Raw genomic sequence first — 23722 nt, 5'->3', positions numbered from 1 at the left:
GTTAGGCAAATTGCGCAAATTCAAAGAGAGTTTGGTTATAATGCGCGCCTTAAAAATTCGCAGGGCTTAAAGGAGCGGAAATCAATGACTTTATATGAAGGAAAAAAAGGAAATAGCTATAAAATAATCGCGCTAAAAACCACAGACACCGCGATAAAATACCGCCTCATCTCAATGGGAATCTACAAAAACGCACAAATAAAGCTCTACAACCACACGCTTAAAAAATCCACGCTCTCCGTGCTTGTAGGTGGCGTGCAGGTGGCATTGCGCAATAGCGAAGCGCGTGAAATTGAAGTATGCGCGCTTTAAGGGGCTAGATTCTTAAAGCCTCGCCCACTTCTTGCAAGCGCATCAAATTCAAAATCTAAGCCCTCATTACAAAGCACGTCATTTACATAAATTTCTTTTAACTCTACAAGTAAAGTGTCTGTCGCGCTAGCAAAATCTAGCACACTATGAAATTCGCAGAAAAACGCGACTTTGATACCCTTTGGCACAGGCGGATAGGTGCTGTGCAAAACTTCTAAATCAATGCCAAACTCTGCTGCCTCACTTACGCCAAAATCCAGCTCCCTAGAGCATTCCTGCACAAGCCTTTCTTGTGCAGGGCTTGGAATACTGATAGAGAGTTTTTGATGTGCGCGCGCATTTTGCAAGGTGTCTTTTGGCAATCCATCGCTTTTTTTCATCAGACAAAGACTTAAAATCACTGGCTCTAAGCTCACCACGCTAAAAAAGCTAAAAGGCGCAAGGTTGATACTGCCATTATTATTGAGGCTTGAAACCCACGCAATAGGACGCGGGACAAGGCAATGGCTTAAGAGTTTAAAATTCTGCAAAGGTGTTTTTAAGGAAAGTGGAAAAATCATTCAAACTCCTGTATTTTTAAATCGCTAATCTCGCCCATAAAACTCCGCCCAATCCGTGTGTGCATATAATTTTAGCATTTTTGCTTGATAAGTTTCTCATTCTCACACCACCTGCATTTGCCTTGCAGTAGAAATCACAAGCTCGGGTGTGATGTCTTTCATACATTGATGATGTTTTAAAGGACAAACGCGCTTCTTGCACGGCGCACAAGGCAGGTGCTTACAGAGAATGGTGGCATTTTTTGTAAGCACAAGATTTTCGCGCTCAATCGCAGGTTTTTTGGCTTTTTTTTGAGAATCCACCCCAAAAGCCAGCGCATTTTCATAAAAATATTTTTTTGCAATTTCAAGATTCCAACCGCAAGTATCACTCATATCCGTGGGACCAAAAATACTAACAAAAGGCGTGTCAAGCGCGCTAGCAATGTGCATAGGACCGCTATCGTTGGTGATAAACAAATCAAGCGCGCCTAGAGAATCCACCAACTCATAAAGCGTGGTTTTGTTGGTTAAATCAATGAAATTTTTAAGCCCATACTCCTCATTTTCAAACCCTTCAAGCCCTGCATTTATGCGCGCACTCAACATCGCATCAGAACCAAAAAGCACGACAAAATGTCCCTGTGCTAAAAAAAACTTTATCACTTCAATAAAATACGATTCTTCCCAGCACTTCGCGCTGCCAAAGGCAGCGCCGGGATTGATACCGATATATTTCGGCGTGTTAAGATTTGCCTCTTTAAATTCCCCAAATTCTTGCAAAATATTTTTATCCTTAAAGCCATTTTCGCCACCACGGGGGAGGCACAAAGGATAGAGTGCGTTTAAAATTTGAGAATCTATAATTTCGTGAAGCAAAAATTCATACTTCTGCACTTGATGCAATGGCGTAAAACACGGGATTTTATAGCAATGTGTAAGAAGCAGTCCGCGTAAATTTTTCCCATAGCCGATACGGATTTTTGAACGCGCAAAAAATAAAAAAAGCGCACCAAAAAAACTATTATTAAAGCTAATGCTAATTTGCGCACCACAGGCATTTTGCGCCAGAATAAAGGTCGCGTAGATTCTATTTCTTTGCCAAAACTTCGCAAGGTACAAGATTCTAAGCCTTAGCCCTTGTAAGAATCTACCGCGTGCAGGACTTTGTGCAAGAGCTTGCAAAGCTTGCTTGTGAGCATTTTTTTGTATTTTTGCGTAGATTTTGCTTGTATCAACAATGACTTTTTCCACCCTTTTATCCCGCGCAAACACCCTACACGCCTCGCTTCCTACGATTATAAAGCGCGCATTTGGGAAAGAATCTTTTAGCTTCTGCACGCTAGAAGCACACATAACGTTATCTCCTAGCCAATTTGGCATACGCAATAAAATGGTTGCAACAAGTTTAGAATCCACGCTTTGCGCCTTTCCTTTGTGGTGAAAGTTAAAAATTGTATTGTAGCAGAAGTTAAGGTTTGTAAAAACACTTGTTTGCTAGAATTGCCCCCATTCAAAACAAAACTCGACGCATTCAAAAGGAAATCGATGAAAACACACGAAATAGCACCCTCAGACATTCCACAACTTGCAAAAATGGCTAATACCTTGCGTTTTTTATGTGCAGATATGGTGCAAAGGGCAAACAGCGGACACCCCGGCGCCCCACTAGGACTTGCGGATATTGCGGTGGTTTTAAGCCTTTATATCCGCCTAAATCCGAGCAACCTCACTTGGCTTAATCGCGATAGGATTATTTTCAGTGGTGGGCACGCAAGCGCGCTTGTGTATAGTTTGTTACACTTGTGGGGCTTTGAGGTGAGTTTGGAAGATTTGCAAAATTTTAGAAAGTTAGATTCCAAAACGCCCGGACACCCGGAGTTTTCACATACGCCCGGTGTTGAAGTTACCACAGGACCGCTGGGGCAAGGTATCGCAAACGCCGTAGGTATGGCAATGGCGTCAAAATACGCTAAAAACACACTTGGCAAAAATACAAGTGGGCAAGAAGTTATCAATCACAATGTGTTTTGTTTCTGCGGTGATGGAGATTTGCAGGAGGGCATAAGCTATGAAGCCTGTTCGCTTGCAGGAAAACACAAGCTGGAGAATTTCATTTTAATTTATGATAGTAATAATATTAGCATTGAAGGCGCGGTGAGCGAGGCATTTGATGAAAATATCCCGCAAAGATTTAAGGCGCAAGGCTTTGAAGTGTTTGAATGCGATGGACATAATTTTGTAAGTATCAATAACGCGCTTAAAGATGCGCTAGATTCTAAACTTCCTAGCATTATCATCGCGCATACGACCATCGCTAAGGGCGCTTTGAGTTTAGAAGGTAGCCACAAATCCCATGGTGCGCCTTTAGGCGAAGAGATTATCGCGCAAGCAAAGCAAAGCGTAGGATTTGACCCAAATAAGACTTTTGAAATTCCAAACGATTGTTTATTGCGCTTTAGGAATGTCGCTGAAGTTGGCGCACTAGCGAACTTGCAGTGGGAAAATGCGCTAGATTCTGTAATGAGAGAGAGAATCACGCAAATGCTTGATTTTGACAAAGTAGAATTTCCACGCTTCGAGCTTGGAAGGGCGATTGCCACGCGTGTGAGCAATGGCGAGATTTTAAATGCCATTGCAAAGGCAGTGCCGGGATTTTTAGGTGGAAGTGCGGATTTAGCCCCGAGCAACAATACCGAATTAAAAGGAGAATCTGACTTCCCAAATGGGCGTAATTTTCACTTTGGCATACGCGAGCACGCTATGGGCGCGATTTGCAATGGCATTGCAAATTATGGATTGTTTGCGCCATTTTGCGCGACTTTTTTTGTCTTTAGTGATTACCTCACGCCAAGCATTCGAATCGCGAGCCTTATGCGCGCACGGGTGTTTTATGTCTTCACTCACGATAGTATAGGTGTTGGAGAAGATGGCGCAACCCATCAGCCAATCGAGCAACTCTCGCATTTACGCGCAATGCCAAATTTACTTGTTTTCCGCCCAAGCGATGCAAATGAAAATGCTGTGTGCTGGGAAGTAGCGTTAAAATACAAAGTCCCAAGCGCGTTTATTTTGAGTCGACAGAATCTCGCAGTGATTAGCAATCCAAATGTCGCGCAGGTGGCAAAAGGCGCGTATATCCTGCGTGAGTGCAAGGGTGGAAAGCCACAAATTACGCTTATTGCAAGTGGTAGCGAGGTGGAGCTTGCGTTGAAAACTCAAGAGATTTTAGAATCTCAAAACATCGCAACGCGCGTGGTGAGCGCACCAAGCTATGATTTGTTGGTTAAACAAGACAAGGATTATATTGATTCTTTGTTTGATTCTAGCAAAGTGCTTGCGATTGAGGCGGCAAGGGGGCTAGAGTGGTATAAATTTGCGCATTGCGTTTTTGGGATTGAAGGCTTTGGGGCAAGTGGGAGGGGCGATGCACTCTTTGCGCGCTTTGGCTTTGAAGCACAAAATATCGCAAACAAAGCAAAAGAGCTCCTATAAACCTAAGTTACAAAAAAGTATTATGCAAAATATTACAATAAAAAATATCGCACAAACACCTGCTAGCGAAGATTCTCTGCGTGCGCTCACTTCAAGCACGCTTTATGTATATTCCTCCAAACGCTCGATGCTCACACATTTGCAAGATGGGCGCATTTGCGAGCCAAGCGTGCTTATTTCTGAATTTTTTAGCAAAGCAATTTTTTACGAAAATAGGATTCTCTTGCCAAATATCGCGCGTAAATTTATCCTAAGCTCTGTCCTGCGTAGCTATGAATTTGAGGAATTGCGCAAAAAAGGGCTTATTTTTGAAAAAAGTTTTTTAGCATATTTACAAAGCAGTGAGTTTTTTTTGGAATTTTTTGATGAGCTTTTTTTGCATAATATTCCAATCGACAAAATCCCACTGCACGATACTCATGGCGAATATGAGGACCATCTAAAGATTTTGCAAGCAATCAAGGTGCGCTATGATGCCATTTTGCAAGCACATGATTTTGTGTATAAAAGTCGCAATTTTAGCCTTTCTTTGAACTTTTTAGGGCGATTTAAGCGCATTAAGCTTTTTGTCTCTGGCGTGCTTAATCCTTTTGAGTTAGAGATTTTACGCGCAGTGAGTGAAAAATGTGAGGTGCTTTTGTGCTTTGAATTGCAAAAGCAAAAATTTTGGAATATTTTTGACACGCAACCTACATTGCAAGAAAATACACATTATGAGGTATTTTTTCCAAGTGGAAAGGTGCTAGATTCTCATACTATTACCAAAAAAGCGTATTTGCACGCCAAAAGCCTCAATTCTAGGATTGAGCAAGTAGGCGCGATAAATTCTCAAATCTTTCAATGGCTCAAAGATGGAGTTGCACCCGAGCAAATCACGCTAGTGCTACCAAAAAGCAATTTTATGCGCTATTTGCAGACGCTTGATTTGGAGCATAATTTTAATTACGCCTTTGGCAAGCCTTTTACGCAAAGTGATTTTTACGCAAATCTTGTCCAAATTTTAGATGAGACTTTAGAATCTAGCGCGCAGGAGCTAGCACAAGAGCCTTTTAGTAAAAAGTTAGAATGGCTTAAGGCTAAAGTCATCCAAAGCTTTGAGCCTACTAAAAAAAATCTTGCAAATTTATATCAGAAAATGCTTGAGATCCTCAGTGAATATGCGTGTATGGAGGAGTTTTTGGGCGATGTAAATTTAGAAGAGCTGGCAAAATATTTCTTGCAAGAAGTGCAATCTTGGAATATCGATGATGTGAGCGGGGGACGCATTAATGTGATAGAAGTGTTGGAATCACGCGCGTTGAAGCTTGAATATGTGATTATCCCTGATTGTAATGAGGCGTTTATCCCAAGCCTTAAAGAAAGCGATTTATTTTTAAATACTTCCTTGCGCCAACAGCTTGGAATCCCAACGATTAAGGACAAAAAGCTCTTGCAAATTAGCTACTACAAGCATTTATTGCAAAGCGCAAAAGAAGCACTCGTGCTGTTTGTAGAGGACGAAGATAATGCGCGCGCGGGCTTTGTAGATGAGCTAGGAATAGAAATATCCCCAAATGAAAGCAGTATTTTCACCCATCATCTCACAAACGCGCAAGAATACAAGCCAGAGCGCTATTTTGGCGCTTTACCTGCACACTTTTCCCCCACAAGTTTTACGACATTTTTATTTTGCAAGCAAAAATTTTATTTTTATTACCTGCAAAATCTCCGCGCACAAGAAGATGTATCGTCAGCAGCCGCACTTGGCACGATGTTACATAGCATTTTGGAGTGTTGCTATCAGCCCTATGTTGGCAAAATTGTGGATTCAAACGCGCTTAAAACAATTAAAGATTCTGCGTTTGCAATTTTGCATAAACAAAAGCAGGAATTGCTTTCCTTTCAAATTATGGAGTTTGAGCTTATGGAATACCACTTGGCACGATTTTTTGCGCGCGAGGAGCAGTTCATTACAGAATATGGTGCATTTGAAATTCTAGGTTTAGAGATTGTGCTAAATGCAGAGATTGAAGGCTTTCATTTTTATGGTAAGGCTGATAGAATCCAACGCCTACAAAATGGCAAAGTGCTGATTTTAGACTATAAATATAAGGATAAAGTCGAGGCAACAAAAGATGATTTTAGCCTTGAGCTTTACAAGCAAATGTATGGCGGGGCGGATACGGAGATTCTCTGCGCGTTTTATGATATTAAAGCTGGTGCGTTGTGCTGGGACTGCGTGGCAGATAAAGGACTTTCAAAAACGCAGACACTTAAAAATATTTTGCAAGAAATCCGCGAGGATTTTACCTTGAATTTAGAGCAAATAAATACGCTAGGAAATAAGGGTGTAAATATCGCCAAAGATTCCCAAAATATGCAAAATGCCATATATGGGGAATTTACCCAAAGAGACAAAGCGTGCAATTATTGCGATTACAAGATGCTTTGCGGAAGGTAGGATTTTTCAAAGACTATTCAAATACCAACCAAGTAAAATTTTGAGATTCTTAGCAAAAGTTGTTAAACCTCATACACAGCAACTGCCGTATGTCCATATACATTATTTGGGATTTTGATTAAATATTTGCCAAGCCGCCCAATTTGATTGAGAACTTTACGCTTTAAACTTGTGTCAATAAGTGTAGGTTTGAGAAAAAATTTTGCCCAGACTACGTTTTTGTAAAAAATTTTATGTTCTGATTGCACTTGTTCGTGATAGATATTAACAAGCCGTAAGGAAAAAATTTGAGCGATAGTTTGAAGCGTTTTATCGCTAAAGCGCGAAACATGGTGAGGGGGCATATTTAAAATCCCATTCACACAATCAGTGAGAAAAGATTCTTCGCTTGGAACGGCAATTATTAAATACTTCTTATGCCCCCCCCCCGTTACCTGAGAATTTCTTAAGCACGCAATTTGTGCGTTTAAAAACTTATAAGGATTACCCACATGTTCAAGAACTTGAAAGCTACAACTCACATCAAACTCTCCAATATGTGTTTTGGAAAATTCTTCAATAGAGATATTTTGAATTTCAATACCTGCTTTTTGTGCCATATCCTTAGCTTGTGTGCTAAATTCCAATCCTACATAGCGCGCACCCTCTGGCAAAAAACTTGCAAATGCAGCTTTACCACACCCAACTTCTAGGACATTAGAATGTGAAGTAATAAAATCTCTAGCATAATGATACTCATGTTTTTCAGACATATAATACCAAGCAAGCTGATTAAGCGCATTATAAAAGTCATTATCACCTGTTGGAATACTACCTTCCTCTCTGCTAAAAAACCTTAAATCGCAATTTTCACAATGCCAATAAATCAAATTTGTTTGCAAAATATTTTCTATATCAATAGAAAAGCTTTTTTGATAAAGATTAGCAAGAACATCTTTTGAGATATGCTCAATTTCTTGTGTATGTGCGCTTCGACATAATATACACTTCATAAAAAAACTCCTTAAAAAAAGCAAAATTTGTTGGAACAAAAGCAACAACCCAAGCTTACCTTCAAATGGTAAATTTCCCATTGGTTATGTTTTTTAAAAAAATATTCCTGCAAATTCTACATTAAAAACACATTAATTCTTGCAAAGATATAAAGCAATAAAGCAATGTCAAAATTATCGAGCTTTGTCGCATTTGAGATTTTTCCTCCCCTTCCGCCATCGCCGAAACCTTCTTTCCAAGTCCCTTTGCCAAAGATAAGCCACTCTAAGTTTTGTTGAAAACGTACCCAAAAAAGGATGAACATAAGTCTTTTGCAAAAAAGAGAGTTCTATATGAGCGAACTCTATACGCTTCATATATGGCAAAAGTTTATAGAACTCTCCTCGCAGATTCAATGGGTCATTATAAAAATTAAAAACAGAAAAGCATTGTTCTATATAAGTAGGCAAAAAGTTTTGCTTAGCCATTTTTGTGAGGTCATTTTGAGGTAAAGAATCAAAAAATTCTGTTATTTGTAATGTCAAATAAAAAAAGCTACGAGCCCTATTGTATGCATTAAAATCCTCACCACCCTTTTTAAAGCTAAAATAAAGTTCCTGTAAGTAAGCAGGTGGTATTTGTGTTGGTGTTGGATTCATAATGCTTTGCTCGCGGATTCTGTAATAATAAAGCGTTTTTGGGAATCGCAAGATTCTTTGTGCCTGCATAAAAAGCATAATTCCAAAATTTCCATCTTCATGCAAAACACCATTTAAAAACCTAAGTCCAATAGACTTAAGAAATTTAAAGTCAATAAGCGCACTCCAAGAAAGCCAAAAGTAACGGGTTTTTTGTATCCACTCTTGTGGTATTAAAATTTTTTCCTCTGTGCCATATAACCGCATCCAATCGCTATCAGTGCTAACCCTGCCATTACGCAAACAAGAAAATTCAAACCACACAATCTCCACACTTTCGCCCCGCTCCTCGCATCTAGCAAATCCCCTCACACACTCCTCTACACATTCCTTTTCCCAATAATCATCAGAATCCAAAAAGATAATGTAATCAATATGTGGAGAAATATGAATGGTATGTGTGGATTCTAAAGAGTTTAGAGAGTTTAGAGAGTTTTTGGTGTCATTTTGCAAAGTATTTTCTTGTGCTTTGCTAGCTTGTGTAAAGACTTTCTTAATATTATAGGGATTTGGGTTTGTAACTTCATAGGTTTGTAGAGCTTTTATTCCTTCAATGCTATCGCCTGCGCGGGAGTGAATCCCGCTTGGCTCCGCTTCGCGTTCATACTTTGTATTTTGTTGGTTGATTGGGTTTGTAGCTTTTAAACTAGTATTATCCCCCCCCCTATTTGCTCATTTAGGATTCTCTTAGCAAATCCTGTTTCTTTTTTGCTTATGTTTTGTTTGTCTTGGCTTTTGTATTCCTCAATATTGCTTTTTTGCAGTGTTATATTCCCACTGAAATATTCAATCCCTACATTTCTAGCACTGCTTAGTCCTCCATTTTCTTTATCAAGGAGGACAAAGCGAGAATCTCTTAAAACATATTCTTTTGCTATTTCTAGATTCTGTGCTTTTGTGCTTCCATCATTGACTAAAACTATATGTAGATTCTTATAGGTTTGATTGATTACAGAATCTAAGCATTCTCTTAAATATTGCTCCACATTGTAGATTGGGATAACTACGCCTACTTTCTTTTCTTGCTTTTGATTGGGTTGGGGGGAATTTTGAGATTCTTGATTCATCAAAAGCCTTAATTCTAAGTCCTATCCGCCAAAGACGCCATAGCGCATAAGCTTCTCGTAACGTTTGTCAAGATAGGATTCATCTTGCTTTATTTCTTCAAGTTCATTAAGGAAATATTCTTCAATCGCCTTTGCGGCATTGTGTTTATCGCGGTGTGCGCCAATACTCGGTTCTTGGACAACAGAATCTATGAGATTGAGCTTTTTTAGCTCATCGGGTGTGATTTTGAGCGCCTTTGTCGCAGTTTCTAGCTTGCTTGGGTCATTCCACAAAATCGCTGCACAGCCCTCCGGCGAGATAACGCTAAAAATAGAATACTGCATCATCGCTAATCTATCAGCCACACCTATAGCCAGCGCACCTCCGCTCCCACCTTCGCCAATGACGATAGATATCGTGGGTGTTTTAAGCGCGGCAAACTCTTGCAGATTCTTGGCAATCGCCTCACTCTGCCCACGCTCTTCCGCGCCAATACCCGGATATGCACCAGAAGTATCCACAAGCATAAGTAATGGAAGTTTAAATTTCTCAGCCAACTTCGCAACGCGCAAAGCCTTTCTGTAGCCTTCAGGGTGAGGCATACCAAAATTTCGCATAAGCTTGTTTTTTGTCCCGCGTCCCTTTTCCTCGCCGATAACCACCGTGCTCTGCTCGCCAATCTTACCGATAAAACACACAATCGCTTTATCATCGTGAAAATGCCTATCGCCACAAATTTCATATTTATCTTTCAAAATAAGCTCGATATAATCCATCGCATACGGGCGATCTGGGTGACGCGCGAGCTGAAGCTTTTGATAATCACTCATACCGCTATAAACTTGAGCAATCTCTTTTTGCAAGGCTTTTTGAAGAATCTCTTGAGCATGAGTATCACCTCTGATTATGGCAGATTCTATATCATCCTGAATAGCCTTAAGTTTTTGCTCGAAATCTAAGTAAGTTGCCATAGTCTTTACTTACAACCTTTTAAAAATTACAACGCCATTTGTCCCGCCAAAGCCAAAAGAGTTGCTCATCACAACATCTACTTTAGCCTCTCTAGCGACATTTGGGATATAATCCAAATCGCATTCAGGGTCAGGTGTTTGATAATTAATCGTAGGAGGCAAGACGCCTTCTTGTATCGCCATAATAGAAATAACGGCTTCTAAGCCACCCGCGGCACCGAGACAATGCCCAATTTGCCCTTTTGTAGAGCTTACCGGCGGAACAGAATCTTTTGAACCAAAGACTGCTTTAAGCGCCATTGTTTCAAAAAGATCGTTATACGCTGTACTCGTGCCGTGCGCATTGACATAGTCGATTTTTGTATTTGCCATTTTGAGTGCTGCTTTCATTGCGCGTAACGCACCCTCCCCACCGGGTGCTGGTGTGGTGATGTGGTTTGCATCGCCACTTTCACCAAAGCCGACCAATTCCGCATAGATTTTCGCACCACGCGCTTTTGCACTCTCATACTCTTCCAAAACAAGCGCGCCTGCGCCTTCGCCCATCACAAAACCGCTCCTGTCTTTATCAAATGGTCGTGACGCGACTTGTGGCTCATCATTTCTATCGCAAAGCGCTTTCATCGCGGCAAAACCACCAATCCCAACAGGGCAAATAGCAGATTCTGAGGCAACCACAAGCATTTTGTCTACTTCATTTACCATAATGCTTTTTGCTGCTTCGATAATCGCGTGTGTGCCAGCCGCGCAAGCTGTAACGCTCGCGAGATTTGCTCCCTTAATCCCAAACTCGATAGAAGTAAAGCCTCCTAGCATATTGACAAGCGCTGAAGGGATGAAAAATGGGCTTATTCTGCGCGGACCTTTTTCAAAGCAAGCAATTGAATTGCGCTCAATATTCCCAAGTCCGCCAATGCCCGAACCACAGCTCACGCCAAAATTATCAGCAAGCGCCTCGCTCACCTTACCATCACTTTGCAATAATCCACAATCAAGCAACGCTTCCCTAGATGCTTTTAAGCCCAGTTGTATGAAACGCTCAGCTTTTTTCACCTCTTTTGGATCCATCACCTCTTCGGGATTAAATCCTTCAATCTCGCCTGCAATCTTTACGGGGAAATTCTCCGCATCGAATAAAGAGATTCTTTTAATCCCACACTTACCATCAATTATAGCTTTAAAAGAATCGCCTCTATTAAGTCCCAACGAATTAATCATTCCTAATCCTGTTACTACTACTCGACGCACATATTCTCCTTGAAAGATTTTTATAAAGATCCCCAAAATTGGGAATCTGTGAGGTTATTTTTTGTGTTTTTCGATGTAATCAACAACATCTTTAACGGTTTTAATGCCTTCCGCATCTTGGTCTGGTATTTCAATACCAAACTTTTCTTCTAACGCCATAATCATCTCAACTACATCAAGAGAATCCGCATTTAAATCATCAATAAAGTTAGATTCCAATTTTACCTCATCAGCACTTACGCTAAGTTGCTCTACAATTACCGCTTTGACATCATCAAACAGCGCCATAATCTCTCCTTTTTGTTTAGGTTTATTTTTGACAAGGCGTAATTATAATAAAGAAAAACAAAAATAAGCTTAAAGTTTGCATAAAACTTGCAAAAAGCCTACATATAAAGCCCACCATTGACCTTGATTATTTCGCCCGTGATGTAGCTTGATTCATCACTTAAAAGGAATGCCACGACACTTGCCACTTCCCTTGTCTCGCCAAAGCGCGCAAGTGGAATGTTTTTGACATAATTTTCTTTAACCTCATCCTTGAGCGATTCTGTCATATCAGTGCGTATAAAGCCCGGTGTAATGCAATTAAAGCGCACATTGCGTGGCGCACCCTCATAGGCAAAACTTTTTGTCATCGCTATCATTCCGCCTTTGCTCGCTGCATAGTTACTCTGCCCTGCATTTCCGCGCTCACCGATGATTGAAGCGATATTCACCACAGAGCCAAAGCGCTGCTTGCTCATAACTTTAAGAGATTCTCTAGAGCCGATAAAGGCAGACTTCAAATTCGCATCAACCACGCTCATAAAATCCTCCGTGCTCATTCTAATAGCAAGCTTATCGTTTGTGATTCCAGCGTTATTCACAAGATAGCTTAATCCCCCATCACTCTCCACAATCGCCTTAATCGCACCCACAAATGCCTCTTCATCTGTCGCGTCAAAGGCGATAACTGCTGCTTGCCCCCCATTTTGCTCAATTTCTTTTTGCAAGGCATCAGCAAGCTCTGGCTTACTTCTATAATTGATCCACACTTTCAATCCAAGTTTAGCCAGCACACGCGCGATTTCAGCACCTATGCTCTTACCTGCTCCTGTAACAAGGACATTTTTACCGCTAAAAGTCATTTATTTTCCTTTTAAATTTAAATTAAAGATCTGCAAGTGTAGCGAAAAATATTCAAAAGGTGAAATCTAAGCCCAAAAATTCCATTAGTAAGAACTAAAGCCAAATTTTACGCTTGCTTCAAAATTGAGCATATTTGCAAGCAAGGATTCTTGGGAATATAGCGCGGTTTTGTAGCGAGCATTTACGCGGAAGCTTAAGCGCTTTTTGTAGGCTAACTCCCCACCTATAAGAACATTTACAAAACCTTTTGGTGGAGCTAGATTCTCAACATTTAACGTAATATTTGAGCCTGCGAGTTGCACGCTGAAAGTATTTTGCTTAGAATCTAAAAGCCATTCAATACTTGAAGCAAAAAACAAAAAGCTTTGCGGAGTTTGCATTTTGGTAGATTCTAAAGGCGCATCATTTCTATCCTGCGTCAAATTTCGCGTCAATTCTTGCGTATTTTTGAGAAGTGAAATTTTGTATTCAAAGCCAGCTTCTAGCGTTTGAAAAAAGAGACACTCAGCACCCACATAAAAAGGCAGATTTCCATTTTCATCAAAAGAATCGCGCTCATAATAATACGCGTGGATTCCAAGCAAGGGCTTAAGAATATGTTTCACGCGCGGAAGAGCAAAATCAAATACATAGCCATAGCGCAGTTTCGCGCCCGCGATGAAAGGCGCAGAAGTGCTACTTTGAGAATCTGCGCGATTAAAAAGCACAAAATTTCGCAAGGATTGATTGAGCCCAGCACCCCCATACAACAAAAAATCCAGCTCATTATGCGCGCTATAAAGCCTCCCATACGCGCCAACAGAGAAGTTTTGACTGCTCGTGCGATTAAGGATTCTATAATCATCACCCCCGCTGACATAGCCCACAAACGCCCCAAGCAAAAGAGAATCTAAAAATTTCCTATCAACTCCGGCATTAAATCCAAAGAGACTCTGCTCTCTCTTACCAAAGCTCGCGCTTCCCATCACAAGCGAGGCAAAGCTCGCGCTCTTTTGATTTTCCCCCATTCTTGAGCGTAGCTGCATACCCATATCCGGCACATTCCAATGCAACATAAGCACGTCATACTGACTAAGGGTGCGCAAATCCCGCGCACTTGTTTTGAGAGAATCCATAATGATTTTGCCATTTTCAAGTGCGTTGTCTGCAAGCAATGCGCTTAGCATACCCACACCATAAATTTCATTAGTATCTTTCAAAAAGTCAAACAACCTAAGCGCATTTGGCTCGTAAGTTTGCAGACTTTGCACGATTTCTTGCTTATTGAGTGTATTTAAAATTACCTGCGTGCTTTGAGTCTTTGCTTGAGTATTAAGCGCAAAGCTCGCGCCCAAAGAGTTTGCCTCCTGCACCTGTACTAGAGTAATATACTGCGCGTAAGGCGAAGTAGATTCAAATTTTATGAGATTTTGGGGTGCTTGTGCCACAGGCTCGGTGGAAGTTATCAACACATAAGGGCTCACGCCAAAAAGCACAGCATTTGGGACAAGTGTGATTTTAGCATTTGTACTAAAACTCACACTCTGCGCACTTATAGAGCCAAAGCTGTTGTTTTGCGTGAGTGAAAAGCTAAGATTCCCAGTATGCGTGAATGCGCCATCAACAACAATGTGCGCACCAGAATCTAATCTTAGATTCCCTTGATTACTAAACGCACCACTTATAGCAAAGCTCGCGCGCTCACCCAAAGTCAAACTTGAAGCACTATCATTACTATAATCCCCGCTAAAGCTCTCGCTCTGCCCTTCTAAAATCACCTTATCTATGCCACAAACGCATATCAAGCCCATTTGCAATAGCACAAAAAGTTTAAAACTCAAACGCATTATTTAATGCTTCTTGGGATTTTTTCAACGCATCAAGCTTGCGCTGTTCTAGGTCTTTATCATCTTTATCAACTTGCGGATTTTTTGGCGATTGCACACTCAATGTTTTAGAATCTTTCCTTACTTCGTTTGGATACGCGCCTCGTGGCATACGCACAAACAAATCCTCATAATTTTCCCCACCCATTTTGTGACGGATAAAAATCTCCCCGCTTTGGTTATTATAAATATAAGTATCCTTTGAATCGCTAAACATTATCCACTCACAAAACGCCACGCTGTGCGCTAGTAGCGTACAAAGACAAAGTTGAAAAACCCTCATACAAGCGCACCCAAACGCCCGCTCAAAGAGAGAATCTCCTCTTGCTTTTGATAAAAGCTATTTTGATTTGCGATAAGATATGCTGAAGATTCCATAATCACTTCATCAATTTTGAGATTATTTTGCCTCATCGTGTTTCCAGTCTCCACAATATCCACAATCCCATCACTCAACCCCACAAGAGGCGCTAGCTCAATACTCCCATAGAGTTTTATAATTTCAATAGGAATTGCCTTTTTAGAAAAATATTTATGCGTGATGTGGGGCATTTTTGTAGCAATTTTAATCTGTGGTTTTTGATAATCGATACTTTTGCCCACTTCAGAGCCGATGACAACCTTACACTTGCCAATTTGCAAATCAAGCAGTTTTAATACATTGTGTTGAGATTCTTCAATCACATCTAAGCCCACGACACCAATATCTGCCGCCCTATAATGCACATAAGTAAGCACATCTTGACTACGCACAAGCAAAAAAGTAAAGTTCTCTTTTTGTAACACCAACTTCCTATCTTCAAAAACAAAATCTCCACCAAAAATCCTAGAAAAAAGCTCCAAGCTTTCCTTTGCAATGCGCCCCTTTGGCAATGCAATCGTTATCATACGCCCTCTCCTTTTTGTGCCAAATAATTTTCATACGCCTTTTGCATTCCTTTAAAAATAATCGTATCATCAAACATACTATCTTCAAAAAAACGACTAAAAAACTTCCCATCGCCACCGGTGAAAATGATTTTTTTCTCTTTCGCACTGTCTTTTATCATCAATACGATACTTTTAATACTCCCAAAGCTGATAGCCGTACGCGTGCTTTGAGGCAATGCGTCCAAATCAATAGCTAAGTCGAAATCCTGTGCAAGTGCCGATGAAATACTTTTATAAAGATTCCTATACGCGCGGAGCCCGGGCAGTATGAATCCGCCCAAATGCACACCTGCTTGCATTATATCAATAGTTATCGCGCTTCCTGCATCGACTATAAGCCCATTTTCTATACCCACGCACGCCGCCACTCTATCAATACCTATACCACGATAAGCGGTATTGAGCGCAAAATACGGTGCTAAATTAATACATTTTTTGTGAGAGCTTAGAAGTTTTTGCTCGGATTTTGGATTGACACTAATATAAAATATTGGCACATCTTGACGCTTTGGAGCGATTTTTTGCGGGGATTCTCGCCAGATTCTCCCTTTGTAAAAAAAATGTAAGCAGCTATTACCAATGTCGCAAAAAACCATCAAAACCTCTTAAAGCGTCCGTCATAATAAAGACTATCTTGCGTGTAGAAAAGATTTTTTTTGCTCGGCAATTTGACCTTATAAATCACAGGCAAGAAACTTTGCAAATCAAGCTCGATGAGATATTTTGCAGATTCTAAAGTATAAAGCTTTTTATCCTTTATCACAATGCCCCTAAAATGCGCGTAATCAAGCTTTAATTCGCGCAAAAGTTTGAGTGTGTTATCAAGCTCTAAAATCTTGCCGTCATTTGTCAGTACATAAATTTTGTTCTCACTCACAAGCATATCGATGAAATCCCCATCGTAGTTGAAGCTCCTTGCGTTGCTTAAAATCATACTTATGCGCCTTTGAGTCGCGGCGATAATGAGATCATTTTTCGCATACAAATAAATAATATTGTTAAAAAATTTATCGCTTTGAATAAGAATATCACGCGTAATGATTTTTGAGCGCAAATCAAAGATAAGAATCTTCCCATCAAGGCTTGGGAAAATTACCTGCGTTTGCGTGATAATAGGCGCACTTGCGAGGGAATTTATCGCAATAGCCGGACTTAGCTTTTGATTAAAAATTTCTTTTTTTTCTCTTAAATCATACAAAAACAACGTATTTTCCGAGCTCACAAACGCCAACAGATTCTGTGAAACACTCATACTCGCGCTCACCACGCAACTTTCAAAACTAATCTCGCTTAGATTCTTGCTTTCACTCTCCAACAACGCGAGATTTTTACACTCATTTTGCAAAAGATACAGCCCGCCATCGCGTGCTAAAAAGCGTTGATTTTTTTGTAATTTAAGATTAATCTCGCCATGAGATTCCAAAAGTTCTAGGTTTTCTAAAATCGCACCATAGCGCGATACACTTTGAATTGAATCGGGAAGCTTGCCCTCAAACTGCGCGCTCAAACTCACATCTTTTGGCTCAAAATATTTCTTTTGCGAACACGCACTCAAAAACACAAGCACGCACAGCGCGCAGATTCCGCAATAAACAGCCCTTTTTCTCATCGCGCGCCCTTACTTGTAATGCTTGATAAGATTTGCAAGCACGCTAAGGCTAGATTGCATATCGATAAACGCTGTTTTACTCTTTGCCTCCTGCACGCGCCCCTGCTCTAAAAGTAGCGCTGCTTCTTGTAATAAAAGCCATTCTTTTAAATCCTTATTTTTCAGAGATTCTAACGAAGCAAAAATCGCGCTTAAATCTTTATTCGCAGACTCCTCCGTGCGTGGATTAGAATCTTTACTCTCCAGCGCATTTGCAAGCTCCATTTGCCCCAAGTAATACCGCGACATTGTAGCGATAAATTCATTCTTAGAATCCGCTAACTCCTTTAGCACCGCGTCATCATTTTTGATATGTGTGAAAAGGTAAAATTCATATAACGCCTTATTATTTTGCTTCAAAGTCTCTAGCAATTCCTTCGCACTCGTGCGCGCATCCAGTTCATTTGGTAACGCCAAAAGTGCCTCATACGCGATATTTGCTTTCTGTATTTTAGATTCTGAAACAAAACTATACGCCACCCCACACACGATACCAAGCGCGACAATCACGCCAAGAGCGATGAGTTTTTTACGATGACGGCGCGCAAAAATTTCAAATCTAAAAGCAGATTCTAAAATCTGCCCGTCCGTATCAAGTGCATTTTTAAACTGCGATAAATCCGATTTTACGCTCATTGCAATTTCCTTAGTTTGTAAGATTTATTGTTGATAGTTTCCCTCTTTTGTCACGCCACTTGAGCCAAAGCCCCCGCTCCCACGCCTTGTATCACTTAGAAACTCCACAATCTCAAATTCCGCTTGATAGACTTTTGACACCACAGCTTGCGCGATTCTATCGCCTGCATTGATAATAAAATCCTCGTTTGAAAAATTCATCAAAATGATTTTAATCTCCCCGCGATAGTCGCTATCAATTGTGCCGGGCGTGTTTAACACGCTTATGCCATTTTTGAGTGCTAAGCCACTGCGCGGACGCACTTGCACTTCATAGCCATCCTCTATCTCAAAAGCAAGCCCCGTCGCCACAAGCGCGTGATTTCCTGCTTTCAGCACACTAGATTCCAACGCATGCAAGTCAAAACCCGCAGATTGCGCGGTTTGATACTGCGGGATTATAGCATTTTTGTGAAGTTTTTTGATCTTTATAAACACGTAAAACACCTAAGATTCTAAACTAAAAGGTTTATAACCCACTTCAAGAATTTCAAAATCACTCTCCCCGCTTGGAAGCTTGATAGTTACTTCCTCGCCTACTTCCTTGCCAAGGAGATTGCGCGCGATAGGTGAAGTGATAGAGATAAAGCCTCTTTGTGGGTCAGATTCTAAACTTCCTACGATGATATAGCTAGACTCCTGCTCGGAGTCGAGATTGAGGATTTTTACACTCGAGCCAAAACTCACCTTTTTATGCTCTAGTGTGCTGGGGTCGATTATTTGCGCATTTGCGAGTATGTTTCCTAGCTCAGCTATGCGCGATTCTATAAAAGCCTGCTTTTCCCTTGCGGCGTGGTATTCAGCGTTTTCTTTCAAGTCTCCGTGCGAGCGTGCAATATCGATTTCTTTCACATTTTGCGGACGTTGCACATCTTGCAAATCCTTTAACTCCGCGCAGAGCTTTTGATAACCATATTCCGTCATTGGTTCTTTTGACATTTTTTTCTCCAAAAATTTTTCGTAATCATAACAAATTAGACTAAAAATGCGTTTAAGAGTTTAAACTCACTTTTCCCCAATAAACAACGCAACAAGTGCAGGAAGGACAAAAAGTGCGGCAAAAATCGGATTAAAAGTAATACCAAGCGTTGGTGCGATGACAACAAGCCCGCCGATTTGATTAGCAAGTGCAATCCCCACATTGAAAGCCGCTTCATTTACACTCACCGAGCTGTCCATAAAATCCGGTGTGTATTTTTTGGCATTATTCATCGCATTGAGCTTAAGTGGTGAAATCCCTGCAAACCCAATAAATCCCATAAGACAGATATTTGCCACTAAAAGCCACTCCCAATGATAGCTCACACTCACAAGCGCAAAAATTAGCACCTGCGCGATAAGGATAATCTTGAGCGAAGCAATGCTTCCTTTAGAATCTGCAAGTCGCCCACCATAGAGATTCCCCAAAATCGCAAACCCGCCATACGCTAACAAAATAAAGCCCATTGCGCTTTGAGAGAATCCAACCTTTTTGACAAGCAACTCACTCAAATAAGTATAAAGCACAAACGCCCCGCCACAGGTGCAAATCGTAATCAAATACACCTTAAGCAGTTTTGGGATTAAAAGCGCTTTAAACACATAAATAATGCGCGTCTGTGCGCCCTTAATATCGCTTGACATAAAGATAAGCGCGCTTGTGCCAGCGATACTTGTGAAAATAAAAATAAGCAAAAAAATCGCCTTGAATCCAAATGCCTCGCCTATGAAAGTGCCTAGTGGCACACCGCTAACAAGCGCGATAGTGAGCCCTGAAACCATAAGCGCAAGATTACTAGATTCTTTGCCCTTAGGACTTACTTGCAAAGCTGTGAGCGTCGCAATCACAAAAAACACGCCGTGTTGTGTGCCAGCCACAAAACGCGCAAAAACATTAAGCGTAAAATTATCACTTAGATAAATCACGAGATTTGCCATCGCAAAAACAAAAAGATTGAGCAAAAGCTGAATCTTGCGATTAAACGAGCTTAGTGGGATTGTGAGTATCGGTGCGCCAATCACCACGCCCACAGCGTATGCAGTTGTGAGATAACCAGCCTTATGCGCGTCAATGTGAAAATACTCCTGCACCTCCAAAAGCACGCCTGAAATAATAAACTCCGTAACGCCCATACAAAAGGAGCTAAGCGCTAAAATAAGAATTGTCTTAGCTGAAGAATCCATATTGCCAAACTTCCTAAAAAGCCCAAAAATGCGCGCTTTCATTTGTATTCCTTATTTGTAAAATATATCGCAAAATGATGTGTGGGATTTCCAAAAAAGGCGCGGATTCTATCAAAATTTGGCTTTAAAATGCTTTCACGCGCCTAAGAACATTGATGAAGCTGAAATCCGCAAACGCTACCTTGCAATAAAGCTGCGCGAGCTTGTCGCACAAGTGCCGAATTTGAAAATCACTTATCATAAATATTTTCAATAAAGTTTCACTAGATTCAAAACATTTCACTAAATTTGTATCCGTGCTCTAAAAGCACGCGCTGGATAGATTCTTTATGCTCCTTGCCCTTGATTTCAAGTGCGAGCTCTACAATCGCATCACCATATTCAAGCTTCGTGCTTACGCGAGAATAGTTGATAAACACAATATTTGCCCCCTCTTGTGTAAGCAATTCTGTGAGCTTTTGCAAGCTTCCGGGTTTATCAACCAAAATAACTTGAAACTTCATCTTTCTGTCGCTTTTTAACAACGCCTTTTCGATGATGATATTTAGCATTGTTACATCGATATTTCCACCACTTAGCACAACACCAACCTTTTGACGCGGCTCTAAATCAAGCTTATGATGCAAAAGTGCCGCCACACCAGCTGCTCCAGCACCCTCAACGACAAGCTTTTGAGATTCTAGCAAAAAGAGAATAGCGCTTGCGATTTCCTCATCATCAACCTCAACAATCTCATCAACGCCCTGCAAAATACACTCAAACACACCCTCATTCACATCGCGCACAGCGATACCATCAGCGATGGTACGCACAGCCTGAGAGTTGAGAATCTTTTTTTGATAAAAGCTATTTTTCATCGCATTTGCGCCCTTAGCATTCACGCCGACAATCTTCGTGCTAGGACTTAGCGCCTTATACGCGCTTGCAATCCCACTAATGAGCCCACCGCCACCTATTGGCACGACTACAATATCAAGCTTTTCTTCCTCTACCATTTCAAGCGCGATACTGCCCTGCCCTGCAATGACTTCGCTATCTGCAAAGGGGTGGATAAAGGTGAGGTTACGCTCTTTTGCAAGATTGAGTGCGTAAGCATAAGCTTCGTCATAATTATTTCCCGCGAGCACAACTTCCGCGCCCATCGCCTTTGTGCCGGTAACCTTTAGCAAAGGTGTGGCTTCAGGCATCACAATCACTGCGCGCGTTTTGAAGTGTTGCGCTGCATACGCCACACCTTGCGCGTGATTCCCAGCACTCGCACAAATCACGCCTTGTTCAAGAATCTGCGTTTTATTGACAATATCCACTTCCTTAAGACTTGCAAGCTTATTAAACGCCCCACGTATTTTAAATGCGCCTGTGAGCTGAAGATTCTCCTTTTTTAAAAAAACTTGTGCATTTGCCATTTTACTTAGACGCGGTGCGTAGGAGAGCGCATTATAGGTGATGATGCCCTCCAAGCGTTTATGTGCTTGCGTAATTAATTCCAAAGAAAGTAGTTTCATATATTCTCCTTAATTTTGTTCTATTTTATAGCCATTTTTGAGAATCCACCAACTTAGCGCCCTTGCTCGTTGCAAATCAGAAAAAAGCTCCTGTGCGTGTTGCGTATCCTTAGCACGCTGTAACCCATCGCCGAAATATTCAATCTTGTATCCATCATAAACAAATCTATCCGTAGCAACCGCCTGAAGTCCAAGTGCCTCATTTTTGTCCTCATACACCATCATTTTATTGCTTAAAAGTGGCGCACCAAAACTTGCGTATTTATAGCCATTTGGTGCGGTGAGCTCAACCAAAGTCGGTGTAATATCAATATGCGAACCAACGCTAGAAATAAGCACAGGATTAAGCTTTGGTGCGTAAATGATGAGTGGCACACTATTATTTATACGCACATTTGCCCCAGCAAAGGGGTATTCCCTATCATAATGATCGCCTGTTATCACAAAAATACTATTTGGGAATCGCGCGCTCATCTCTTCGACAAATCCCGCAATTATCTTATCTTGATACCAAATATGCCCCAGAATCTGTTTTGTTGTGGATTTTTGTATGATTTCTGGATGCGCTTTTAAGAATGCTTCAATCTCCTCCATCGGCGCGCCAAAGCTTTGCAATGGAACATCATAGGGTGGGTGATTTGAAGTTGTCATAATCATATTAAAAGTTTTTGGCTCGTTACTAAGCAAGATTCTATCGCGCACAAACAAAAATAAAAGATGATCATACGCACCCCACGAGTTTTCATAGGGCTTGGGGTAGTTAAGATTTTTCGCATTTTGAACAATATGCGTAGAGTATAAAATATCATCAAAGCCCTGCGCGGTGATATAGCTATCAAGCTTTTGCCAAGTGCCTGAGCCACCATAATAAAAATGCGTTTTAAAGCCCAAATCCCTAAAAATCACTGCTGGCGCACTCTTAAACTCTTCCATACGCCCAACCATAAGGCTTAGCGGGATTTCTGTATGCAAAAGTCCGCTAATTTGAGAATCTAAGCTCCCAATCGTATTCCCAGCACTTTGCAAAAACACATCTGCCTTATATGCGCCCTTTTGTGTGATGAGCTTTTTAAGCTCGCTTGTGAGATTAAGCTCATCAAACTCCTTATCAAAATGCCACTCACTCATACTTTCAGCAACAATATAAAAAATATGCTCAATTTGCACATCGCTTGTATTGCTTGAGGTTTTTTGTAACAATTCTAGGAGATTATAAGAATGCGGAGATTGTATATTTTCTGACGCGCTTGGAAGATTAAAATATTTTTGCGTCGCAACAATCGGGTTTTCCTCCACATAATCATCAAAAGAAGAACGCGAAATCTTGCTATACGCTCTATACACAAGGTGCAAATCGCGTAGCGCGCCACTTGTAGCCTTGCGCAAAAAGACATTTCCCACCGGTTTAATCTCTTTACCAAGCGAAATCCCTTGCAAGCCAAAATGCCCATTAATCGCAAAAAGCGCACCAAACACAAACACACAAAAAAGCACCAAATTTTTCCACAAATGATTTTCTTGCCTCTGACGCATACGCAAGCCTATGGGCTCATTTGTGCGATACACAAAATCAATCAAACCAAAAGTTGCGCGCAAAACCCACATAAGCACGATACTTGCCACAATGCAAGCAAAGATTTTCACGCCCAAATGATACTGCCCGCTAAGTGCGGTTTCAAAAATCGCCATTCTATCATCAAACATAAGCCCCAAAAGATTCGTATTAAACACATCGCCATAGATTTGATAAAAGCCGATATTTGCAATATTTACAAAGCATAAAATAAAAATAACAAGATTCACAAATAGCTTCCTTATATATTCAGCAATCCTGCTTGTCCCAAGAAAAAGCGCGAGGATAAAATACACCACCGCCAAAGCGCCAACAATCTGCCCATCATAGCGCGCACCATTAATAAAAGTCTGCAAATATTCTCCGCTACTCTCCCCTATCGCGCCACCCCACACGCCAAGATACAAAATAAAAAACGCACGAAATCCAAAACACACAACATACAAAAATATAAAGAAAATCAAGCTTTTCCATAAAAGTTTTCCAAAAAAATAACTATATTTCATCATC

Annotated in this window: 21 protein-coding genes and 2 pseudogenes; 3 read left to right on the top strand and 20 right to left on the bottom strand. The window is 40.9% G+C overall.

Translation table 11 applies throughout. The features are described 5' to 3' along the window. The first annotated feature begins 84 nt into the window (after nucleotides 1–84). Nucleotides 85–312: a FeoA family protein gene (locus A3217_RS03470; protein WP_066387980.1), complete on the top strand. Its 228-nt coding sequence runs from the start codon at nucleotides 85–87 to the stop codon at nucleotides 310–312. Here A3217_RS03470 and A3217_RS03465 read toward each other — a convergent pair. Next, nucleotides 309–872: a flavin reductase family protein gene (locus tag A3217_RS03465; RefSeq protein WP_066387977.1), complete on the bottom strand. Its 564-nt coding sequence runs from the start codon at nucleotides 870–872 to the stop codon at nucleotides 309–311. The two genes, A3217_RS03470 and A3217_RS03465, sit on opposite strands and share 4 nt — an antisense overlap. Nucleotides 873–974: 102 nt before the next feature. Continuing rightward, nucleotides 975–2270 (bottom strand): glycosyltransferase family 9 protein, encoded by a 1296-nt coding sequence (locus A3217_RS03460; protein ID WP_066387974.1) that lies wholly within the window; start codon nucleotides 2268–2270, stop codon nucleotides 975–977. Between the two features lie 129 nt (nucleotides 2271–2399). Here A3217_RS03460 and tkt point away from each other — a divergent pair, with 129 nt between their 5' ends. After that, entirely contained in the window at nucleotides 2400–4346 is a 1947-nt protein-coding gene (gene tkt / locus A3217_RS03455) for a transketolase (protein ID WP_066387972.1), read from the top strand. 22 nt (nucleotides 4347–4368) lie between these two features. Continuing rightward, a complete protein-coding gene (locus A3217_RS03450) occupies nucleotides 4369–6786 on the top strand; it encodes a RecB family exonuclease (RefSeq protein ID WP_197456909.1) in 2418 nt (805 codons plus the stop codon). A 62-nt stretch (nucleotides 6787–6848) separates the two neighbouring features. On the opposite strand, the gene A3217_RS08760 is transcribed toward A3217_RS03450, so the two are convergent. The 18 genes and pseudogenes from A3217_RS08760 to A3217_RS03360 all read right to left on the bottom strand — a co-directional run bounded on the left by A3217_RS08760 (nucleotide 6849) and on the right by A3217_RS03360 (nucleotide 23718). Further along, complete coding sequence (locus A3217_RS08760; RefSeq protein ID WP_082807954.1) at nucleotides 6849–7778, bottom strand: class I SAM-dependent methyltransferase; 930 nt, start codon at nucleotides 7776–7778, stop codon at nucleotides 6849–6851. A 987-nt stretch (nucleotides 7779–8765) separates the two neighbouring features. Continuing rightward, nucleotides 8766–8837, bottom strand: a pseudogene (locus A3217_RS09670) (hypothetical protein); the annotation flags it as partial. A gap of 359 nt (nucleotides 8838–9196) precedes the next feature. Beyond that, nucleotides 9197–9523, bottom strand: a pseudogene (locus A3217_RS03435) (glycosyltransferase family A protein); the annotation flags it as partial. A 21-nt stretch (nucleotides 9524–9544) separates the two neighbouring features. Continuing rightward, on the bottom strand, nucleotides 9545–10474 hold the full coding sequence (gene accA, locus A3217_RS03430) for an acetyl-CoA carboxylase carboxyl transferase subunit alpha (protein WP_066387964.1): 930 nt from the start codon (nucleotides 10472–10474) through the stop codon (nucleotides 9545–9547). A gap of 9 nt (nucleotides 10475–10483) precedes the next feature. Then, nucleotides 10484–11722: a beta-ketoacyl-ACP synthase II gene (locus A3217_RS03425; protein ID WP_066387958.1), complete on the bottom strand. Its 1239-nt coding sequence runs from the start codon at nucleotides 11720–11722 to the stop codon at nucleotides 10484–10486. A 54-nt stretch (nucleotides 11723–11776) separates the two neighbouring features. Continuing rightward, entirely contained in the window at nucleotides 11777–12010 is a 234-nt protein-coding gene (gene acpP / locus A3217_RS03420) for an acyl carrier protein (protein WP_066387956.1), read from the bottom strand. A gap of 98 nt (nucleotides 12011–12108) precedes the next feature. Beyond that, the gene (fabG, locus tag A3217_RS03415; protein ID WP_066387953.1) at nucleotides 12109–12852 is read right to left on the bottom strand and encodes a 3-oxoacyl-ACP reductase FabG; all 744 of its coding nucleotides are present in this window, start codon (nucleotides 12850–12852) and stop codon (nucleotides 12109–12111) included. A gap of 84 nt (nucleotides 12853–12936) precedes the next feature. Continuing rightward, nucleotides 12937–14679 carry an autotransporter outer membrane beta-barrel domain-containing protein gene (locus tag A3217_RS03410; protein ID WP_066387949.1) on the bottom strand — a complete coding sequence of 581 codons (1743 nt, stop codon included), beginning with the start codon at nucleotides 14677–14679 and terminating at the stop codon, nucleotides 12937–12939. Beyond that, nucleotides 14663–15001: a hypothetical protein gene (locus A3217_RS03405; protein ID WP_066387946.1), complete on the bottom strand. Its 339-nt coding sequence runs from the start codon at nucleotides 14999–15001 to the stop codon at nucleotides 14663–14665. Before A3217_RS03405 ends, A3217_RS03410 begins: the two co-directional genes overlap by 17 nt. Beyond that, nucleotides 14998–15606, bottom strand: a complete 609-nt coding sequence (hisG, locus tag A3217_RS03400) for an ATP phosphoribosyltransferase (RefSeq protein ID WP_066387942.1) — start codon at nucleotides 15604–15606, stop codon at nucleotides 14998–15000. The genes A3217_RS03405 and hisG overlap by 4 nt, the downstream gene beginning before the upstream one ends. Beyond that, a complete protein-coding gene (locus A3217_RS03395) occupies nucleotides 15603–16244 on the bottom strand; it encodes a type III pantothenate kinase (protein ID WP_066387941.1) in 642 nt (213 codons plus the stop codon). Before A3217_RS03395 ends, hisG begins: the two co-directional genes overlap by 4 nt. Further along, a complete protein-coding gene (locus A3217_RS03390) occupies nucleotides 16244–17257 on the bottom strand; it encodes a hypothetical protein (protein ID WP_066387938.1) in 1014 nt (337 codons plus the stop codon). The genes A3217_RS03395 and A3217_RS03390 overlap by 1 nt, the downstream gene beginning before the upstream one ends. A 9-nt stretch (nucleotides 17258–17266) precedes the next feature. Continuing rightward, on the bottom strand, nucleotides 17267–17932 hold the full coding sequence (locus tag A3217_RS03385) for a hypothetical protein (RefSeq protein WP_066387936.1): 666 nt from the start codon (nucleotides 17930–17932) through the stop codon (nucleotides 17267–17269). A gap of 24 nt (nucleotides 17933–17956) precedes the next feature. Beyond that, nucleotides 17957–18409: a dUTP diphosphatase gene (dut, locus tag A3217_RS03380; RefSeq protein ID WP_066387932.1), complete on the bottom strand. Its 453-nt coding sequence runs from the start codon at nucleotides 18407–18409 to the stop codon at nucleotides 17957–17959. 9 nt (nucleotides 18410–18418) lie between these two features. Further along, nucleotides 18419–18910, bottom strand: coding sequence for a transcription elongation factor GreA (greA, locus tag A3217_RS03375; protein ID WP_066387930.1), 492 nt, complete (start codon nucleotides 18908–18910; stop codon nucleotides 18419–18421). A gap of 66 nt (nucleotides 18911–18976) precedes the next feature. Next, a complete protein-coding gene (locus tag A3217_RS03370; RefSeq protein WP_231860274.1) occupies nucleotides 18977–20176 on the bottom strand; it encodes an MFS transporter in 1200 nt (399 codons plus the stop codon). 227 nt (nucleotides 20177–20403) lie between these two features. Further along, nucleotides 20404–21639: a threonine ammonia-lyase gene (ilvA, locus tag A3217_RS03365; protein ID WP_066387929.1), complete on the bottom strand. Its 1236-nt coding sequence runs from the start codon at nucleotides 21637–21639 to the stop codon at nucleotides 20404–20406. 9 nt (nucleotides 21640–21648) lie between these two features. After that, nucleotides 21649–23718 carry an LTA synthase family protein gene (locus tag A3217_RS03360; protein ID WP_066387928.1) on the bottom strand — a complete coding sequence of 690 codons (2070 nt, stop codon included), beginning with the start codon at nucleotides 23716–23718 and terminating at the stop codon, nucleotides 21649–21651. Nucleotides 23719–23722: the final 4 nt, after the last annotated feature.

Source organism: Helicobacter himalayensis (assembly GCF_001602095.1).
In the GTDB taxonomy this organism is placed as follows: Bacteria; Campylobacterota; Campylobacteria; order Campylobacterales; family Helicobacteraceae; genus Helicobacter_F; species Helicobacter_F himalayensis.
The sequence above is the reverse complement of the archived record's forward strand: the minus strand, read 5'-3'. Positions and strand labels throughout refer to the sequence as shown.

Coding starts and splice junctions, on each gene's coding strand:
- A3217_RS08760 (WP_082807954.1), bottom strand. CDS start 7,778: ATGAAGTGTATATTATGTCGAAGCGCACATACACAAGAAATTGAGCAT.
- tkt (WP_066387972.1), top strand. CDS start 2,400: ATGAAAACACACGAAATAGCACCCTCAGACATTCCACAACTTGCAAAA.
- fabG (WP_066387953.1), bottom strand. CDS start 12,852: ATGACTTTTAGCGGTAAAAATGTCCTTGTTACAGGAGCAGGTAAGAGC.
- accA (WP_066387964.1), bottom strand. CDS start 10,474: ATGGCAACTTACTTAGATTTCGAGCAAAAACTTAAGGCTATTCAGGAT.
- A3217_RS03470 (WP_066387980.1), top strand. CDS start 85: ATGACTTTATATGAAGGAAAAAAAGGAAATAGCTATAAAATAATCGCG.
- hisG (WP_066387942.1), bottom strand. CDS start 15,606: ATGATAACGATTGCATTGCCAAAGGGGCGCATTGCAAAGGAAAGCTTG.
- acpP (WP_066387956.1), bottom strand. CDS start 12,010: ATGGCGCTGTTTGATGATGTCAAAGCGGTAATTGTAGAGCAACTTAGC.
- greA (WP_066387930.1), bottom strand. CDS start 18,910: ATGTCAAAAGAACCAATGACGGAATATGGTTATCAAAAGCTCTGCGCG.
- ilvA (WP_066387929.1), bottom strand. CDS start 21,639: ATGAAACTACTTTCTTTGGAATTAATTACGCAAGCACATAAACGCTTG.
- A3217_RS03385 (WP_066387936.1), bottom strand. CDS start 17,932: ATGAGCGTAAAATCGGATTTATCGCAGTTTAAAAATGCACTTGATACG.
- A3217_RS03360 (WP_066387928.1), bottom strand. CDS start 23,718: ATGAAATATAGTTATTTTTTTGGAAAACTTTTATGGAAAAGCTTGATT.
- A3217_RS03395 (WP_066387941.1), bottom strand. CDS start 16,244: ATGGTTTTTTGCGACATTGGTAATAGCTGCTTACATTTTTTTTACAAA.
- A3217_RS03405 (WP_066387946.1), bottom strand. CDS start 15,001: ATGAGGGTTTTTCAACTTTGTCTTTGTACGCTACTAGCGCACAGCGTG.
- A3217_RS03410 (WP_066387949.1), bottom strand. CDS start 14,679: ATGCGTTTGAGTTTTAAACTTTTTGTGCTATTGCAAATGGGCTTGATA.
- A3217_RS03465 (WP_066387977.1), bottom strand. CDS start 872: ATGATTTTTCCACTTTCCTTAAAAACACCTTTGCAGAATTTTAAACTC.
- A3217_RS03450 (WP_197456909.1), top strand. CDS start 4,369: ATGCAAAATATTACAATAAAAAATATCGCACAAACACCTGCTAGCGAA.
- A3217_RS03370 (WP_231860274.1), bottom strand. CDS start 20,176: ATGAAAGCGCGCATTTTTGGGCTTTTTAGGAAGTTTGGCAATATGGAT.
- A3217_RS03390 (WP_066387938.1), bottom strand. CDS start 17,257: ATGAGAAAAAGGGCTGTTTATTGCGGAATCTGCGCGCTGTGCGTGCTT.